Origin of the sequence: Mucilaginibacter sp. UR6-1 (assembly GCF_020880975.1) — a bacterium.
Classification (GTDB): domain Bacteria; phylum Bacteroidota; class Bacteroidia; order Sphingobacteriales; family Sphingobacteriaceae; genus Mucilaginibacter.
Window position 1 is genome coordinate 523,885 of sequence record NZ_JAJIWP010000003.1, and the last position, 16,362, is coordinate 540,246.

14 protein-coding genes and 1 tRNA gene are annotated in these 16,362 nt (G+C 45.6%); 8 read left to right on the plus strand and 7 right to left on the minus strand.

Annotation, left to right across the window (positions count from 1 at the left end):
- Positions 1–97: 97 nt before the first annotated feature.
- Both LJ707_RS12750 and LJ707_RS12755 read left to right on the plus strand, forming a co-directional pair.
- Positions 98–170, plus strand: a tRNA-Lys gene (locus LJ707_RS12750).
- A gap of 129 nt (positions 171–299) precedes the next feature.
- Complete coding sequence (locus LJ707_RS12755; RefSeq protein WP_228951505.1) at positions 300–644, plus strand: hypothetical protein; 345 nt, start codon at positions 300–302, stop codon at positions 642–644.
- A gap of 16 nt (positions 645–660) precedes the next feature.
- On the opposite strand, the gene LJ707_RS12760 is transcribed toward LJ707_RS12755, so the two are convergent.
- Both LJ707_RS12760 and LJ707_RS12765 read right to left on the minus strand, forming a co-directional pair.
- Complete coding sequence (locus LJ707_RS12760) at positions 661–2,109, minus strand: TonB-dependent receptor (RefSeq protein ID WP_228951506.1); 1,449 nt, start codon at positions 2,107–2,109, stop codon at positions 661–663.
- Positions 2,110–2,286: 177 nt separating this feature from the next.
- On the minus strand, positions 2,287–3,654 hold the full coding sequence (locus LJ707_RS12765; protein WP_228951508.1) for an aspartate kinase: 1,368 nt from the start codon (positions 3,652–3,654) through the stop codon (positions 2,287–2,289).
- A gap of 168 nt (positions 3,655–3,822) precedes the next feature.
- Here LJ707_RS12765 and LJ707_RS12770 point away from each other — a divergent pair, with 168 nt between their 5' ends.
- From LJ707_RS12770 to LJ707_RS12785, 4 genes are all read left to right on the plus strand, one after another.
- Positions 3,823–4,155 (plus strand): hypothetical protein, encoded by a 333-nt coding sequence (locus LJ707_RS12770; protein ID WP_228951515.1) that lies wholly within the window; start codon positions 3,823–3,825, stop codon positions 4,153–4,155.
- Positions 4,156–4,256: 101 nt separating this feature from the next.
- A complete protein-coding gene (locus LJ707_RS12775; RefSeq protein WP_228951517.1) occupies positions 4,257–4,742 on the plus strand; it encodes a hypothetical protein in 486 nt (161 codons plus the stop codon).
- Positions 4,743–4,791: 49 nt separating this feature from the next.
- Positions 4,792–5,352 (plus strand): Crp/Fnr family transcriptional regulator, encoded by a 561-nt coding sequence (locus LJ707_RS12780; RefSeq protein ID WP_228951519.1) that lies wholly within the window; start codon positions 4,792–4,794, stop codon positions 5,350–5,352.
- A 126-nt stretch (positions 5,353–5,478) separates the two neighbouring features.
- Entirely contained in the window at positions 5,479–5,868 is a 390-nt protein-coding gene (locus LJ707_RS12785) for a RidA family protein (RefSeq protein WP_228951521.1), read from the plus strand.
- A gap of 65 nt (positions 5,869–5,933) precedes the next feature.
- Here the strand turns inward: LJ707_RS12785 and LJ707_RS12790 are convergent, their stop codons facing one another.
- The 5 genes from LJ707_RS12790 to LJ707_RS12810 all read right to left on the minus strand — a co-directional run bounded on the left by LJ707_RS12790 (position 5,934) and on the right by LJ707_RS12810 (position 11,232).
- Positions 5,934–6,797 carry a DUF808 domain-containing protein gene (locus tag LJ707_RS12790; protein ID WP_228951522.1) on the minus strand — a complete coding sequence of 288 codons (864 nt, stop codon included), beginning with the start codon at positions 6,795–6,797 and terminating at the stop codon, positions 5,934–5,936.
- Between the two features lie 100 nt (positions 6,798–6,897).
- Positions 6,898–7,377 (minus strand): DUF4625 domain-containing protein, encoded by a 480-nt coding sequence (locus LJ707_RS12795; protein WP_228951524.1) that lies wholly within the window; start codon positions 7,375–7,377, stop codon positions 6,898–6,900.
- An 86-nt stretch (positions 7,378–7,463) separates the two neighbouring features.
- Complete coding sequence (locus LJ707_RS12800; RefSeq protein ID WP_228951526.1) at positions 7,464–8,174, minus strand: DUF4625 domain-containing protein; 711 nt, start codon at positions 8,172–8,174, stop codon at positions 7,464–7,466.
- A gap of 38 nt (positions 8,175–8,212) precedes the next feature.
- Positions 8,213–10,660, minus strand: coding sequence for a TonB-dependent receptor (locus tag LJ707_RS12805; RefSeq protein ID WP_228951529.1), 2,448 nt, complete (start codon positions 10,658–10,660; stop codon positions 8,213–8,215).
- A 227-nt stretch (positions 10,661–10,887) separates the two neighbouring features.
- A complete protein-coding gene (locus LJ707_RS12810; RefSeq protein WP_228951531.1) occupies positions 10,888–11,232 on the minus strand; it encodes a hypothetical protein in 345 nt (114 codons plus the stop codon).
- Positions 11,233–11,483: 251 nt separating this feature from the next.
- Here LJ707_RS12810 and LJ707_RS12815 point away from each other — a divergent pair, with 251 nt between their 5' ends.
- Together LJ707_RS12815 and LJ707_RS12820 are read left to right on the plus strand one after the other, a co-directional pair.
- Positions 11,484–13,724: a glycoside hydrolase N-terminal domain-containing protein gene (locus LJ707_RS12815; RefSeq protein WP_228951533.1), complete on the plus strand. Its 2,241-nt coding sequence runs from the start codon at positions 11,484–11,486 to the stop codon at positions 13,722–13,724.
- Positions 13,725–13,873: 149 nt separating this feature from the next.
- Positions 13,874–16,330, plus strand: coding sequence for a glutaminase family protein (locus tag LJ707_RS12820; RefSeq protein ID WP_228951536.1), 2,457 nt, complete (start codon positions 13,874–13,876; stop codon positions 16,328–16,330).
- The last annotated feature ends 32 nt before the right edge of the window (positions 16,331–16,362 follow it).

Here is a 16,362-nt window from a genome sequence, read left to right on the forward strand (position 1 = left end):
AATATTTTAAAATAGGGCTTGCACACATTAAATCGTAGTCCTATATTTGCACCACTTTAAAGGAAACGGATATAACAATCCAAGACACTTAAAGGATGATTCCGTAGCTCAGCCGGTAGAGCATAACACTTTTAATGTTGGGGTCCTGGGTTCGAGTCCCAGCGGGATCACGGAAAAAACGAAAGCCTCTCTAAGAAATTAGAGGGGCTTTTTTTGTATCCTCAGAAATAAATGAAAACTAAATAATGGTAAGAAAACCTGCGATCAAATTTTCATCACTTTTAATAGGAGGCATATTCATGATCATCACCACGTTAGGCTTTCAGGATAAACAGGAAGAATTAGATGTGCTGAAAAATGGCAATTTGGTTGAAGCGGAAATTACGCACTTGCCTGGTTCTTGCCTCGGGACTAAAGCAAAGTGGTATATGAAGATAAAGGTTCGTGGCCAAATTATAACTAAGCAGATACCCGGAGGATACTGTGACGACCACCATATTGGTGAGAAGATCAAAGTAAAGTATCTTGATGGTTCTGATAGCGTCTTATTCCCTCATGAAAATCTAACATTTGAATTCATTTCCCTCGGTGCCTTGTTTTTATTCGGCTTATATGTATTTATTTGGGGCATCAGGGGTAAATAAATGTGCGTTGTGCAGGCTATGAATGTACCTCCCCGTTATTATTGGCCGTATCAGGATCATAATCAAACAAACGGCGTTCTTTAATGATTTCGGCTACCTTGGCCGGTACATACTGTTCCCAGCCCGTTCTATGGTCTTTTATAAGCTTTAATACGTTATCGGTTTCTACCTGCAGGTTTTTTGCGTTATAGTCGCGGATGTCTTCAATTTTATCGTTAGCTACCAGGTATTCGTACAGGTCGATCAGTTTAGGGGGTAATGAAAATTTGGCTACGTTCCATATCTCGCCGTCGCGTAGTGTGGGGTAAATGTATAGCTTAACTTTCCTGCTAAACAGGGTTGAAAATGATTCAAGGATGCCGCCCGGCAAATTTGTGTAGTGCTCTTCGGAGAAGATGTACTGCAAATTCGGGTAGCCTAAAACGATGCCTATCTTGAGTTTTGTAATGCTGGAGAGATAGGCGGCTAACTTATAGTACTCGTGAAAGTTCGAGATCATTACCGTTTGGCCCATACTGCATAAAATGTCCACACGGTCCAAAAAATCCTTTTCGTCAATACTGGCCGTATCGCCTGCGTCTCTTTCTTTAAGTGAGCGTAACGTAAGCTCAGAGAGTACCACAATATTGTCCTTATCAATATCGGGCTCCTGGGTAAATTGCTGAAGTCCGCGTTCAAGCATCTCCAGGTGAACATTAATAAGCGGTCTGAATCTGCCCCGCACAACAACAATGTGTTTTTTGTACAGTATTTCTGAGGGTTGCTGGTTTTTTCCGTTAGGGCCGAAAAGAGCCGCGTCAGAAAAGCCGTATTTTACTAAATAAAGGCTCATTAAACGGTTGTCGATCTTCGCGAAATCCGGTCCCTCAAAATGGATCATATCGATCTGGATTCTACTCACGTTAAGGTCGTGCATCAGCGATAGCAAAAAGTCCTCCGGCGAATCGCGGTGATAAAAGCAGGCGTACAAAAAGTTTACACCAAGTACGCCAACAGCCTGCTGCTGCAATATATTATCATTATCAAGCAACTTTACGTGTAATATAACTTCATGCTGCGGGCCGTTAGGTACAGTTTGAAACCTTACGCCGATCCAGCCATGGCCTTCATTTGTTTTGTGGTAGTTAAGGGCAGAGAATGTACCTGAAAGCGCAAAAAATGTAGTATTGTTACCACGCTGTTCGGCAAGCCGTTCTATCAGTAGCTGGTATTCATGGTCGAGCATGGCAACGAGCCGTTGCCGGCTTACATATCTTTTAATTTGCTGTGTGCCGTATATCGCGTCAGAGAAGGTCATGTCATAGGCAGACATGGTTTTGGCTATTGTACCGGCCGCGCCGCCCGCCTTAAAAAAATGAGCGGCGATGTCCTGTCCGGCGCCTATCTCCGCGAACGATCCGTAGATCTGCGGGTCCAGGTTAATGGCCAGCGCCTTTTGCTTAGTAGCGATATAATTGATTTTCATAACTGATACTTTTTATAGAGCGTGGCACACTTTAATAATAATGTTTTATGAACTTAATGATATGAATTATATATCGTACAAACCAACATGCAATAAACCTTATAAAGAGTTTATATGTTTACACAATTATAATAAATGTTGTTACCCACCATATACTGATCAAACCATCCGGCACTGTTAACCAACAGCCTTGTTCAGCGCAATAATAGCTGGTTTAAACTGTTCGCGGGCTACTACAAATTGAATATTAACACGTCCGCTGGCCATGCCCGCGGCAATAATTGAAATATCGGCCCTTGCTAAGGCGGCGGTAGCGTTGGCAAGCAGCCCAGGTTGGTCCATATTGGTGCCCAGCAGGCAAACCATGGCAATAGGCTGGGCGGTTACACGCTCAAACTGTTGTTGCAGGTCGGTAATGAGTTGTTCCTTAAAGTCGTTTTCCCATATAACAATGCTGATGCTGTTGGCACTTGTAGCCTTAAAGGTATAACTGATGCCATGGCCGGCAAAGCATTGCATTATCTTAAGGTCGCTGCCTACGTTGCCGGTCATCAGCGGGTCGTAAATGTCTATCAGTAATTGCTGGTCGGTGCCGGTAATTACCTCAATGCGTTTTAGTTTTGAAATATAATCACGTGTTATAAGCGTACCCGGATGCTCAGGCTCAAAGGTGTTTTTTATACGCAGATGAACACCGGCCATTTCCAGCGGTTTTGAGGCTTTTGGATGTATGGCTTCCATGCCCACATCAGCAAGCTGATCGGCAATGTCATAATTGGTATTGCCAACCGGTTTAACATTTTCAATACCCACCAGACCCGGATCAGCGGTTGACAGGTGATACTCCTTATGTATAATAGCTTCCTGCGGTTTAAGTATTTCGGCTATTTTGCTAAAAGTAACTTCAGAGTAACCACGGTCAAATTCGCGCATAATGCCTTCCTTGCCTTTGGCGTAACCGGTTACAATACAAACATTATGCTCCAGGTCAAGGCCCTGAAAAGCGTCTGTAATGCGTTCGTTAATGGTAAGTGCCCGGCTGTCATGCGATCCCGCAAGGTCAATAAGATAAGTGTTGATACCCCGTTTTTGCAAAATGCCGGCAAGTACATAGGCCGAGTGGCTTTCGCCAATAGAAGCGAGTATCTCTCTAACGGCGAGCAAAACCCCTTCATTAAGGTAGCCCGAAGCAAGCATGGTGGTGGCGCTGTCAAGGTAGCGTATGGCAAGTTTGATGGTGCTGTCAACCACAGTATCCGCATCGGCAGTGTCAAGGCCTAAAGAGGCGTATTGCGCATTCAGGCTTTTTAAATGCTGTGCCAGTTGTTGCAGGGCGCTTTTATAATCGCCGCCATGGGCAAATTGCTGGTAAACGCCCGGCGCTTTGGTTTTTTTGTTTTCGAGCAAAAGGTTGGTAACGCCCGAAAAGGCAGAAACAACGTAAACCCGGTTATAAATATGTTCGGGGTTGTGCAGAATTATGTTATCAATTACTTCTTTCAGCGCGCTCATTGAGGTGCCGCCGATCTTCTCTACAGTTAGCATGTTGCTAAAATAATGGTTTTGGTTATTGGTTACACAGTTTTAGTTTACTTTGGGCTATTGCGTGGCTGTGTTGATCAAATATTCAATGTTGATAGATTTACGTGGCAGGTAAAGCCGGTGTTTACAACAATTTGATGATCTGATTGTCTTTATCAAAAATATCAGGACATGAACGATGAGCAATTCAGGGAGCAGCACCAGCCGCTGCACGTACCCGCGCACTATGATAAGGCCGCGCCTTTAAAGGAGCGTTTGGCATTTGCCCTGGCAGATATTGGTGAAGGCACTGCCGACGAAGTTACCGGCCATTTGTTGAAGCTTGAAGGAAAAGACGATAGCGCTATCAAACAGGAGGCACAGCAACTACTGGCAACATGGGATAAGGGAGGCCTTGTAACTGTTAACAATGAGCATGGCGAAACACGCTACAACCTGCATAAAATAACCGAGGCCAACAGCGGCAGCGTTAACCCGCGTTTATTAGCGCCGGGCCTTGATTAAGTAGCTGTAATATTACTTATAGTAAATAATTAATTTTTAGTTAATTTACTAATTTTCAATTAGTTATAAACAATTAAGCTATATTTATAAAAAAATGTAGCATGGAATTAGCTATTAAAAACACTCAGACAAACGAAACTGAAAGTTTTAAAATTATTAGTTATAACAAGCTTTCTGAACCTCAAAGTTCATACGTGATATTTTCATCGTCATACTTAGGCAGCAGGGGCGAAAGTAATCCGGCGTATGATATTCATAAAATACAATTTATTGCTGATTGCGAAACCGAATTCAGCAAGGATAAACTGTTGGTAGCATTTTACATTAACGACGAATACCAGTGCCTCGACGCGCAGATCATATCTCAACTGCCTGAATTTTATTGCCCTGAAAAGGGATATGCCCAGGTGGTTGACTACGCCGCATACAGCGAAATATGCGCGCTTACCGGCGGTATGAAGTATCCGTTTAAAGAATACCTCGAAAAAATAAATGCCGGCCTTATTTTAAACTCACTTGGTGTAGTTGATGGTAGGTTTTTAAATATAGGTGAGATTGACGGTGTTGCACGCTCATGTAATGATTAATAGTAGCTAATTAGCAAACCTGTAGCTGTTATTGTATGTTTGTTATCCAATGTCGCAAGCGTTACGAGAACATATTGAAAAGGTTGTACCCCTAACCGATGATGAATTCGCGTTTGTAATGCGCCACTTCATCGCCAAAAAGTATAAAAAACATCAATTCCTTATCCAGGAAGGTGATAAGGTTCCGTTTAATTTTTATGTTGTTACCGGGCTTTTAAAGCTGGTATATACTGATGCCATTGCAAAGCAGCACATACTGGCTTTTGCCATGGAGGATTGGTGGGAGAGCGATATGCTGGCCTATTACACGCAAACGGCGGCAACCATGTCATTAGAGTGTGTTGAGGATACCGAGGTACTTTGCCTTTCGCTTAATGATTACCGTACATTATGCGCGGCTATGCCTAAAATAGAGCATTTTTTTCTCGAAAAAACCATATTTAGTTACATAGCAGCCCAGCGGCGTATTTTAGCGTTAATGACAGCCAGCGCGCAGGAGCGTTATGAGCAGTTGCTTAAGCAGCGCCCTGCCTTACTACAGCGTGTGCCCAAAACCTTGCTTGCCGCTTATTTAGGTGTTACCCGCGAAACCCTGAGCAGGCTTACCTGACGGCGTGATGTACCTCACATCATAATTGTGCGGTACATCACGTGCCCATACACGTTATTCTTTTGATCTTTGTATTGATGAAAATCACAGCCATATGGCTGTTTAACAATAAAATAGAATAACAAAATGGAAAAGCGCATTATTAACCCCTGGCAATGGCAGGATGATCGTAATTATGTACAGGCAGTTGAAGTGAAAAATGTTGAGAGTACACTTTACTGTGCCGGACAGGCAGCCGTACTGGCCAATGGCGAATCAAGCTCGGCAGATATGAAAACACAGCTTGAAATAGCCATTCAAAACCTTGAGCAGGTAATAACTACAGCCGGTTATGAGTGTAAAAATATTGTACGCCTTAATGTTTATACCACCTCGCACGAGGAGTTCTTTACCTGCTTTAATATTTTGCAGGATTGGATCACTAAACACGGTATTAAACAGGCAAGTACCTTTTTTGAGGTAAAAACACTTTTTGAAACCCTGAAGGTAGAACTGGAAGCAACAGCCGTTAAATAATTAACTGCAACAAGTAAGGATGTGGCTACAGGCCACATCCTTACTTGTTTTTATATTTCAAAACCTTATCCCTTTATTAAGGCTATGGCTTTTTTACCGCCGCTTAAGATTGCCACAGCCACCAGGCCTGCGGCTATACCTATAGCAAACTCTTTAAGGGTTGCCGGTACATTAGGTGCTATATGGTGTAAAAAATTTATGTTATGTGTAAATATACCACCCGAAACCAGTATAAGGGCTATGGTACCCACAACCGCCAGTATTTTGATAATGATCGGCAGTAGTTTTACCAGCAATGAGCCAAGCCCGGCTAAAAAGCCTTTGTTGTTTGCACGTTTCATCAGGTGATAACCGGCATCATCCATACGTACAATCAGGGCCACTATGCCATAAACACCTATTGTGGCCAACAGCGCTACAACTGATACCGTAATAGCCTGCAGTGTTAAGCTCTCATCGGCAACAGTACCCAGGGCAATAATCACTATCTCAACTGATAATATAAAATCAGTTGTAATGGCCGATTTTACTTTCGCGTCCTCGGCGGCTTTATCATTTTCCTTTTCTTCAATAACCTTGTGCCCCTCTTTAGGGCGATGAAAAAAGTACTCAATTATTTTTTCGACACCTTCATAAGCCAGGTAAAATCCACCTAAAACTAAAACCACCTTAATTGCCGCGGGCAAAAACAGGCTTAATAATAAGGCGATAGGTACAATGATCACCTTATTGATGAACGAGCCTTTGGTAATGGCCCAAAGTACAGGCAACTCCCGTGATGCCAAAAAACCGGTAGCCTTTTCGGCATTTACGGCCAGGTCATCACCCAATATGCCAGCGGTTTTGCGCGATGCCAGCTTGGCTGTAACCGCAACATCGTCCATTAAGGCCGTTATATCATCCAATATCGCAAAAAAGCCTGATGCCATGTATCAACTGTTTAAATTATGGGCGCAATATTAATTATTTACCTGTTAACCCGTAGTATTAAAAAAAGTTCGGTTTTATAATTAATGGCAGCTATTTTACCTACTGTATTTTTATGCTGATGCCTTTAATGGTTTGCCAGCCCTCTTTATCGGTAAGGCGTATCAAAAAGTGGTAATCGCCGGGGTCAACATCGGCAGGTACGGCAATGGTTTGGCTGATCTCTGTTTCTTTCAAGCCTTCAGCTATCTGGAAGCTGCGTATAAGCAGGTATGGGTTCACCGGCGTTTTTACAGCCTCCATTTGGCAATCGTTAACCTCGGTGCTGTGGCTGTGGTGGTCAAAGTTGTTATGTACATCAACACTTACCGAGCCTAACTGCACATTATCGCTAAGCTTAGCCCTGAAAGTAAAGCTTTCGCCACGGTTAATTACGCTGCATTGCTGCGGAAAGGCATTACTTGCCGATAAATCTATCACCGGGTATTCGGTATCAACCCGGTCGTCGTTTTTTTTACTGCAACCTGCCGCAAAAAGCGCGAGGGCAAAAATGCAGGTGCTTATTTTAAAAAAATTCTTCATAATTATTTAAGCAATAAGGGGCAGGCTGTTATGGCCTGCCCGTTGTTAACTATTTATTGATTCGTACTAATTAAGGCTGCTGAATATCAGGGTTTATCAAAATGTTCCTCAAACTCGTTCTCTTTGCCGGCCTGGTCAACCACTTTTAAGTGTACATGGTAGTGGCCTGCGGGGGCGGCGGCAACATCAACATGTTTATGCAGGTTGTAAGTGGTTTGGCCAACCATTGCGGCATCGGTATAAACCACTTCTTTCTCAAAGTCGTTACCGTGCACTTCAACCACTATCTGTGCTATTTTATTCGGCGCGGCAACCGTAGCCTCCACATGCAAATCGTTACCATAACCAACCTCAAAACCGGTTACTGATGGCAGGGTAGGGTCGGCCTCAACCTTTAATTCAAATTCCGCCTCGGTTACACGGCCGTTTTGGTCGGTTACCTTTAGGTGGCCATGATAATCACCTACGGCAGCATCGGCAGGTACATCAATGTGCTTGTGAAACTCGGCGTTCTTCAATCCGGCAAAGCCCTCGGTATAAGTGGTGTTCACTTCCCAGCCGCTGCCATTTTCAGGATGGATTTCCAGTACCACATCCTTAATGTTAGCGGCGGCGGTTATCTGTGCCTCAATGTGCAGATCGTTACCCGGGTGGGCAATTTTGTTGTTGTTTGCGCCTACCTCAAGCCCCTCAATAGCGGGTGCGCCAACCGGCGTTTCGTTATCATCCTTTGAGCAGGCCGAGAACAGGGTTACGCCTGCAAGCAGCAGGCAGATCAGTTGTTTTGTTGTTTTCATGTTTTACGTTATTAATAAATTGGGTGAATAAATGCTTGTTAATTATTTGCGCCGGTACCAAACGGTACTTTTACCGACAGGATGATATTGCGCCCGGCTTCGGGCAATTGAATAAGCCTGTAAAAACTGGTGTGGTTGAGGTAACGTGTGTTAAACACATTTTGCACCTGCAGGCTTACCGTTAATGGCTTGTTGTTAAAGCGCAGCCTGGTACCCGCCTGTATGTTCCATACCTGGTAGCCCGGTGTTTTTAGTTCGGGCGGAACAATGTCATTCTGCGCGCCGGTAATGCGGTAATCAACAGATATGTAGCTATGCTTCAACCTGTCAATATGGTGCGGTTGATAAGTAAGATTAAATAATACCGATGGGGGCGGCGAAAAGGGTAGGGTATATCCCTCTTTATCGCCCGATAGCTGGCGCGAGCGCAGGTACTCTGCCAATATTTCTGAACTTAGCTCAGGTGTAAACCGGTAACTTACCTGCAACTCGCCGCCATAGCGCGCAACGCTGCTTTGGGTATATACAAATACCTGGTTGCCGGCACCCAGCAGGTAATCATGATTGGCAGTGGGGTTAAGGTAAATGTAGTTGGAGAAGTAATTATAGAACGGGCTAAGCTGTATTGATAGCTTTTCGGTATCCCAGCCCAAGGTCAGGTCGGCCTGGTATGATTGTTCGGGATCGAGGTTGCGATCACCTTTTTCAAACCTGAAGTAGTGGTAATTCACCCCATTGGCCGCTAATTCATTAGCAATAGGCATCCTGAAGCTTTTGCCAATGTTGGCTTTCAAACTAAAATACCCTTCCGGCGTGTAATTTATACCTGCCGACCATACCAGGCTGTTAAAATTGCGTGTAAGGTTATCGGCCCGTACCTGTTTTACACCCTCGGTTTCAAACCAATCGGTATATTTAAATGTACGTATACGGCCATGGTCGTAACGTAAAGCCGCATGCAGCAACACTTGCTCATTCAGCCTGTACTTATCATAAACAAAGGCACCTGCAATGGCCTGGTTAAACGCGGGCACCAAAAAGCTCCATCCGCTTATGTTGTTATCCTGATACTCGCCGTTTATGCCAAAAGTAAGCTCATGGCGGCCAAACAACAGTTGATCGCGCAGGTTAAGCGAGTAAACGCGTTTCTCGAATTCCCGCTCCAGGTTAGCAGGTATACGCATCGTATCAGGGTAAACCGGCGGCATATAACCGTGGTTAACGTACGGGCTAAACTCCTGCCTGAAGTTGTGCTGATACCCTACGTCGGCCTGTAATAAATGCCTGCCGGCCTGGTATTGGCTGCGGTTTATTATCTTAAAGTGGTTAACCTCTTGGCTGGGCAGTTGTATGTCACGGTTTGATCTGTCGTGCAGCAAAGTATCAACCCGTCTTGGTTCCAAGCCATGGGCATTGGCAAAAAAACCGCTGTGGGTGTAGATGTTTGATACATAGAAAATTGAACGGAATTTTTCGGTTACATAGCCGGTATTAAAGTGGAGGCCGGTTTCGCGCCCGGCAGTGTTGCGCAGCTTGTTGTGCGGTAGTTTTACGGCATAATCGTACACATAAACCGTATCGGTAGGTGCCATGTAATCGCCATAGTTTTGATAGGTGAACCGCGAATCAAAAAACCATTTTTTCCCGCGGCCATACAGGTTTATTGATGTGCCGAACAAATTATTGTTGCTTTTGCCGATCATATCAACCGAGCCGCCCAGGGCGTTAGGGGCAGGCAACACTCCGGGTTTAACATCAACAACCCCGGCAATAGCGTCAGATCCGTACATGAATGAGGCTGCACCCTTTATCAGCTCGATTTCGCCTACGGCAAACTGGTCGAGTTCCAGGCCGTGGTCAGCACCCCATTGCTGGCCCTCGTGCTTTATACCTTTATCGGCCACTACCACACGGTTAAAGCCAAGCCCCCGTATAAGCGGTTTTGACAGGCCCGAGCCTATACCGATTGTTTTAACCCCCGGCAGGCGAGACATGGTAGCCATCAAGCTGCCGCCCAGGTTACGCTGTATAAAATCGGCATTAACAACTTCTACGTTTAGTGATTCGGTTTGCTTGCGCAGGGCGGCATGCTTATCCTGTATCGTCACTTCTTCCAACTCATGGCTTTGCGGATGAAGCATAATGTTGATTATCAGTTGTTCATCCGTAACCTTAACACTCTTTTTTAAGGATTTAAAGCCCGGGTGCGATACCTCAAGCTGGTAATTTCCGGCATTTGCAACAGCAAAACTGAATTTTCCGGCGCTATCAGTAATTGCCGATTGCCCGGTAGTTTTCAGTTGTACTGCCACGGCCGATAGCGGTTGCCCACCATGGTCGGTAACTGTACCTGTTAAGCGGTGGGTTTGCCCAAAAGCTTGCTGGCACAGCAATACAATGCAAATGGTCAGGGTAATAATGCCGGTATGGGTCAGGGTGTTATACAGCCTGTTACCCCAGCCGGCAGGATGGATGCTTGGTATCAAAACGAAAAATGGAATTTTTATGCCCGTAAAGGCATCATTATTAATTAATTGGAATTAAATGCAATGAATTAATTACTCCCGTATGCGGAATGCACGGGTACGAGTAGAAAAGCGACGCGTTGGAAATTCTTTCTGTATCAGGCGATTATTGTGTTACGATGAAAAACGTAAATACGCAGTTCAGCCACAACAATTTTAACAGGCAATAAAAATTTCAGTAACGTAGCTTAGCAGCAAATTGCAGGCGGGCCCTTATTGGTAAAGCCCTGTAGGGTGAATTTATAGTTACCGGCAAAGGTTTTGCTCAGTAAGGTAACAGCTTTAGTAACGGGGATGCCTATTACCGGCGGGTAAGCCAGGTGGGCATGATGGCTTTGTTTGTGAACGATATAATCGCACACGGCACATTTTTCTGACGCGTACACATATTCGGTATCATCGTCATTATTATCATTTAATGATTGGTAATTGTGCCTGTGAAAAGCCTGAACCGCCGTGATGGCCATGAAAACAAATGCCAATAGCAGCGATACTATCGCGCTTAATTTTTTGGCCTGTTTATTTGTTTTCATTTTCACTATGGTGGCAAAAATGCGGTTTTAGTATCAAATTGTCAACCTATAATTAAAAAATAATACGAATTAATATATTGACGGTGGAGTATTTGATGAATGATCAATAGTGCAAAAGTGTGAGTCGCGCTATATTTTATTGGCTAATTATTATGCAATAATTGCAAGTGCCTGTATTAACGCTTTTGATAATGTACATTGCGTTTGCAAACTTGCATAAACCTGATTGCCTGTAAACCATTTATAACATAATGAGGAAGATATACCTGTTATTTCTGCTGATCAACATCGCACAATTAAGTATAGCCCAGCGCAGCGGTACAGTTGCCGGCAACAGCCTGTTGCTTTGGGCAAATAAGCCCGCCGCCGATTGGATGACCGAGGCTTACCCCATAGGTAACGGGCGTATTGGCGCCATGGTTTTTGGCGGTGTTAAGCAGGAGCACATTCAGTTTAATGAGCAAAGTTTATGGACGGGTGACGAAAAGGAAACCGGTGCCTACCAGGCCTTCGGCGATCTGTTTATTGATCTCGCTAAAACGGGCGACAGTACGGCCTATCGCAGGCAGCTTGACATAAGTAAAGCGGTGCAGCAGATAACCTACAAAAGCGATAACGTTAATTATACCAGGGAATATTTTTGCTCCTTCCCTGATAGGGTATTGGTGTTGCGTTATACCGCCGGGCAAAAAGGGGCGTATAATGCGGTGCTCAGGTTAAAAGATGCGCATGGCGCAAAAATTACAGGCGACGGCGGTACGCTCAGCATTAACGGTACGCTTGATAATGGGCTGGCCTACGCGGCATCAGTAAGAGTGATACCAAATGGTGGCAGGTTAGCACTGGTTAAGGATGCCAATGGTAATGCACAGCTAACGCTCACTAAGGCAGATGGCTTTACGGTATTGCTAACGGCGGCCACGAATTACAGTAACCAGCGTATTAAAAAGTGGCGCGATGAAGTAATGCCATCCGCGAAAAATGAAAAGATACTGGCCGCTGCCGCTACCCAACCCTATCAGCAATTGCTGGCAAGGCATATAGGCGATTATACAAGACTATTTAACAGGGTGAAGATATCATTAGGTAATGCGCAGCCAAGCGCTGCTAAAACAACTTACCAGCGTATAGTCGACTATAAAAAGAGTAATGATAGCGGCCTCGAAGCATTGCTGTTTCAGTATGGGCGATATTTATTTATCAGTTCATCAAGGCAGGGCAATTTACCGGCCAATTTGCAGGGGTTATGGAACAATAGCAACAATCCGCCATGGCGATCTGACTATCACTCCAACATCAACATACAAATGAATTACTGGCTTGCAGGGCCAACTAACCTGGCTGAATGCGAGTGGCCGTATATTGATTATATAAACAGTATGCGCTCGGTAAAAAAGGAGCGTACACTTGAGGAGTACCCGGGCGTAAGGGGTTGGACGGTACGTACCGAGAACGGTGTATTTGGCGGACAAACCTATTTATGGAACACCCCCGGCAGTGCCTGGTACATGCAGGCCGTTTGGGATCATTACGCTTTTACAAAGGATGTAGCCTATTTGCGTAACACGGCCTACCCGGTTATTAAGGAAATTGTTGAGTTTTGGGACGACCACTTGAAGCGCCGAGATGATGGTACGCTGGTTGCCCCGATGGGCTGGTCGCCGGAGCATGGGCCTACGGAGGATGGCGTTACGCACGATCAGGAAATTATATACGACCTGTTCACTAATTATATTGAGGCCGCCACCATACTTAATATTGATAAGCCATACCGCGATCGCGTGGCTGATATGCGTGCGCACCTGCTTAAACCCAAGATAGGTAAGTGGGGCCAGTTGCAGGAGTGGGAAACCGACCGCGACGACCCGAAAGATAATCATCGCCACATATCACACCTGTATGCCCTGCATCCGGGCAGGCAGATAAGCCCGACCACCACACCCGAACTGGCCGAGGCCGCTCGCGTAACTTTAGAGGCCCGCGGCGATGAGTCAACCGGATGGTCAATGGCCTGGAAAATGAACTTTTGGGCCCATCTGCACGATGGTAACCATGCCCATAAAATACTGCGCAACTTCATCACCCTTGTTGGCGGCGCAGGTGTTGATTATAACGAGGGCGGCGGTATTTATTCCAACCTGTTTTGCGCGCATCCGCCATTCCAGATAGATGGTAACCTGGGCTACGCGGCAGGCGTTGCCGAAATGCTGCTGCAAAGCCAAACCGGCGAACTGGAACTGTTGCCTGCCCTGCCCGATGCATGGTCTGCCGGGACGGTTGAAGGCCTGGTTGCCCGCGGCGGTTTTGTGCTCAGCGAATTACAATGGCAAAACAAACGTATTACCAAACTGGTGATCGTATCAAAAAATGGCGGTATATGCAAGCTCAGGTTGCCTGATGAGCTGACCGATGCGGCAGGTAAAAAAACAGGTACAGTCTATTCATTTGCTACCAAAGCGGGCGGTATTTATATGTTTAAAGCCAGTAAGTAAGCATAGGTGTGATTGTAGTTACGATGCGTTTCCGGGTTAAGTAGTCTGGGTTGATGGTAATTTAATTTAGTTTTTGGTTAACTGCCTAAATCGTTTTAACTTACGGCCTTTAAAACCAATAAATTAAATTCTTAACCCCGTTACTCAGCATGAGAAAAATTCTTTTCGCATGGTTGCTTGGCTGCACTGTGGCTTTTGCCCAGGAGCGCAAGGCCCCGGCTTATCCCTTAGTTACCCACGATCCTTATTTCAGTATATGGTCAACCACTGATGAGTTGAACAAAGGCACCACCAGCCACTGGACAGGTGCCAACCAATCCCTCACCGGTTTAATTAATGTTGATGGTAAGGTATACAGCTTTTTAGGCAAGCCAGAAAAAGCCTGGCAAACCATAGTTCCGGCGGGCGATCAGGAAGCCTACCCGTTAACTTATACCGAAACCAAGCCCGGTGATAACTGGATAAATGCTGACTTTGACGATGCGCAATGGCAAAAAGGCGCGGGCGCTTTGGGCAGTCGCGGCTCCATAGCCAAAACCGTTTGGGCTAAGGATGAGGTTTGGGTGCGTAAAACATTTACTTTTGATGATCTCTCCGCCGGTACCGTGTACCTGAAAATACAGCATGATGATAAGGCGACAGCCTACCTTAACGGGCAACAGATATATATCAAGCCCGATCTGCAAGGAAAGTTTGCCTATATACCGCTAACCGGCAATTTAGCCAAAGCACTGAAAAAAGGCCGTAATGTATTAAGCGTTTACGCGGTAAACACCGGTGGCCCGTCATTTGTTGATTTTGGTTTGGTTCAGGAATCTCCGGCAAGCAGATCAATGACTTTTGCCGAGGGGAAACAAAAAAGCCTGCAGTTTAATGCTACACAAACCATCTATGAGTTTACCTGCGGCCCGGCCGATCTGACGGTTACTTTTACCTCGCCGCTGCTGATGAATGATCTGAACCTGCTGGCCAGACCGGTTAGCTATATCGCTGCCAAAGTGCGCGCTAATGATGGTGCCGCGCATAAGGTTAGCCTGTACTTTGGCGCATCAACCAACGTGGCGGTACACAACGCGTTTCAACAAGTAGCGGCAAGTAAGTATACCGCTAACAGCCTGTCGGTACTAAAAGCAGGCACTACCGAGCAGCCCCTTTTAAAACGTACCGGGGATGATGTGCGTATTGATTGGGGGTACATGTATGTGGCCGTTCCGCAAAGCTACCATGCCGTACAATCTATCACTAACACTGCCGACGCGCTGAAAACGCTTTTTGGCCAAAAGGTATCGCAAATTGATCAGTTAAAAGGGGAGCAGTTGATGCTGAATACCGTTATACCTATGGGCAGTGTAGGCGCAACCGCTAAAGAGCAGTTTGTAATGCTTGGTTATGATGACCTGTACCCGGTGCAGTATTTCAAAACTAATTTGCGCCCGTGGTGGAACGCCGATGGCAAGCATACCATTGAGCAGCAATTAGCCTTAGCAGCGGCGCAATACAAAACCGTAACCCAGCAATGCAGCGCCTTTGATAAAAAACTGTATGCCGATGCCCTTAAAAGCGGCGGCGAAGCGTATGCCAACCTCTGCGAGTTGGCTTACAGGCAAGCGGTATCAGCCCACAAACTGGTAAAAAGCCCGGAGGGCGAGATGCTGTTCCTGTCAAAAGAGAATTTTAGCAACGGTTCTATCGGTACCGTGGATATTACCTATCCATCGGCACCCTTGTTCCTGATCTATAACCCTGACCTGGTTAAAGGCATGATGAACGGTATCTTCTATTTTAGCGAAAGCGGCAAATGGACAAAACCTTATTCATCGCATGATCTGGGTACCTATCCGCAAGCCAACGGACAAACCTACGGCGAGGATATGCCGGTTGAGGAGTCAGGCAATATGCTGATTTTAGCTGCCGCGATAGCTAAGGTTGAAGGTAACGCCAACTACGCCAAAAAGCACTGGAAAACGCTGACTACCTGGGCCGAATATTTAGCTAAGGATGGTTTTGACCCGGCCAACCAGCTATCAACCGATGATTTTGCCGGTCACCTGGCACGTAATGCCAACCTTTCTGTTAAAGCCATTGTAGCCCTTGGTGGTTACGGCACGCTGGCTAATATGCTGGGCGATAAGGCTATCGGCCAAAAATACACCGCCATGGCTAAGGATATGGCCAAACGCTGGATGGAAGCTGCCGACGCGGGCGATCATTATGCCCTAACATTTAACAACAAAAATACCTGGAGCCAAAAGTATAACCTGGTTTGGGATAAGGTGCTGAATATGGGCTTGTTCTCGAAAGAGGTTTACAGCAGGGAGGTGAAGTACTATCTCACCAAACAGGAAAAATACGGCCTGCCGCTTGATAGCCGTAAAACCTATACCAAAAGCGACTGGATTACCTGGACCGCCACACTGGCCGACAACCCTGCTGATTTTAAGGCACTGATAGCGCCGGTTTACACCTATGTTTTAGAAACACCCGACCGCGTGCCCATGAGCGACTGGCACGAAACCAAGGATGCCCGCCGCCAAAACTTTACCGCGCGTAGTGTGGTAGGGGGCTTTTATATCAAGATATTGAATGATAAGCTGAACAAAAAATAGCTGTGATGCTGAATAAAAAAAAGATCGCCCGC

Excerpts from the sequence above, each read along its gene's own strand:
- LJ707_RS12760 (WP_228951506.1), bottom strand. The coding sequence starts at position 2,109 with ATGAAAATCAATTATATCGCTACTAAGCAAAAGGCGCTGGCCATTAAC.
- LJ707_RS12795 (WP_228951524.1), bottom strand. The coding sequence starts at position 7,377 with ATGAAGAATTTTTTTAAAATAAGCACCTGCATTTTTGCCCTCGCGCTT.
- LJ707_RS12755 (WP_228951505.1), top strand. The coding sequence starts at position 300 with ATGATCATCACCACGTTAGGCTTTCAGGATAAACAGGAAGAATTAGAT.
- LJ707_RS12780 (WP_228951519.1), top strand. The coding sequence starts at position 4,792 with ATGTCGCAAGCGTTACGAGAACATATTGAAAAGGTTGTACCCCTAACC.
- LJ707_RS12820 (WP_228951536.1), top strand. The coding sequence starts at position 13,874 with ATGAGAAAAATTCTTTTCGCATGGTTGCTTGGCTGCACTGTGGCTTTT.
- LJ707_RS12800 (WP_228951526.1), bottom strand. The coding sequence starts at position 8,174 with ATGAAAACAACAAAACAACTGATCTGCCTGCTGCTTGCAGGCGTAACC.
- LJ707_RS12765 (WP_228951508.1), bottom strand. The coding sequence starts at position 3,654 with ATGCTAACTGTAGAGAAGATCGGCGGCACCTCAATGAGCGCGCTGAAA.
- LJ707_RS12775 (WP_228951517.1), top strand. The coding sequence starts at position 4,257 with ATGGAATTAGCTATTAAAAACACTCAGACAAACGAAACTGAAAGTTTT.
- LJ707_RS12810 (WP_228951531.1), bottom strand. The coding sequence starts at position 11,232 with ATGAAAACAAATAAACAGGCCAAAAAATTAAGCGCGATAGTATCGCTG.
- LJ707_RS12785 (WP_228951521.1), top strand. The coding sequence starts at position 5,479 with ATGGAAAAGCGCATTATTAACCCCTGGCAATGGCAGGATGATCGTAAT.
- LJ707_RS12790 (WP_228951522.1), bottom strand. The coding sequence starts at position 6,797 with ATGGCATCAGGCTTTTTTGCGATATTGGATGATATAACGGCCTTAATG.
- LJ707_RS12770 (WP_228951515.1), top strand. The coding sequence starts at position 3,823 with ATGAACGATGAGCAATTCAGGGAGCAGCACCAGCCGCTGCACGTACCC.
- LJ707_RS12815 (WP_228951533.1), top strand. The coding sequence starts at position 11,484 with ATGAGGAAGATATACCTGTTATTTCTGCTGATCAACATCGCACAATTA.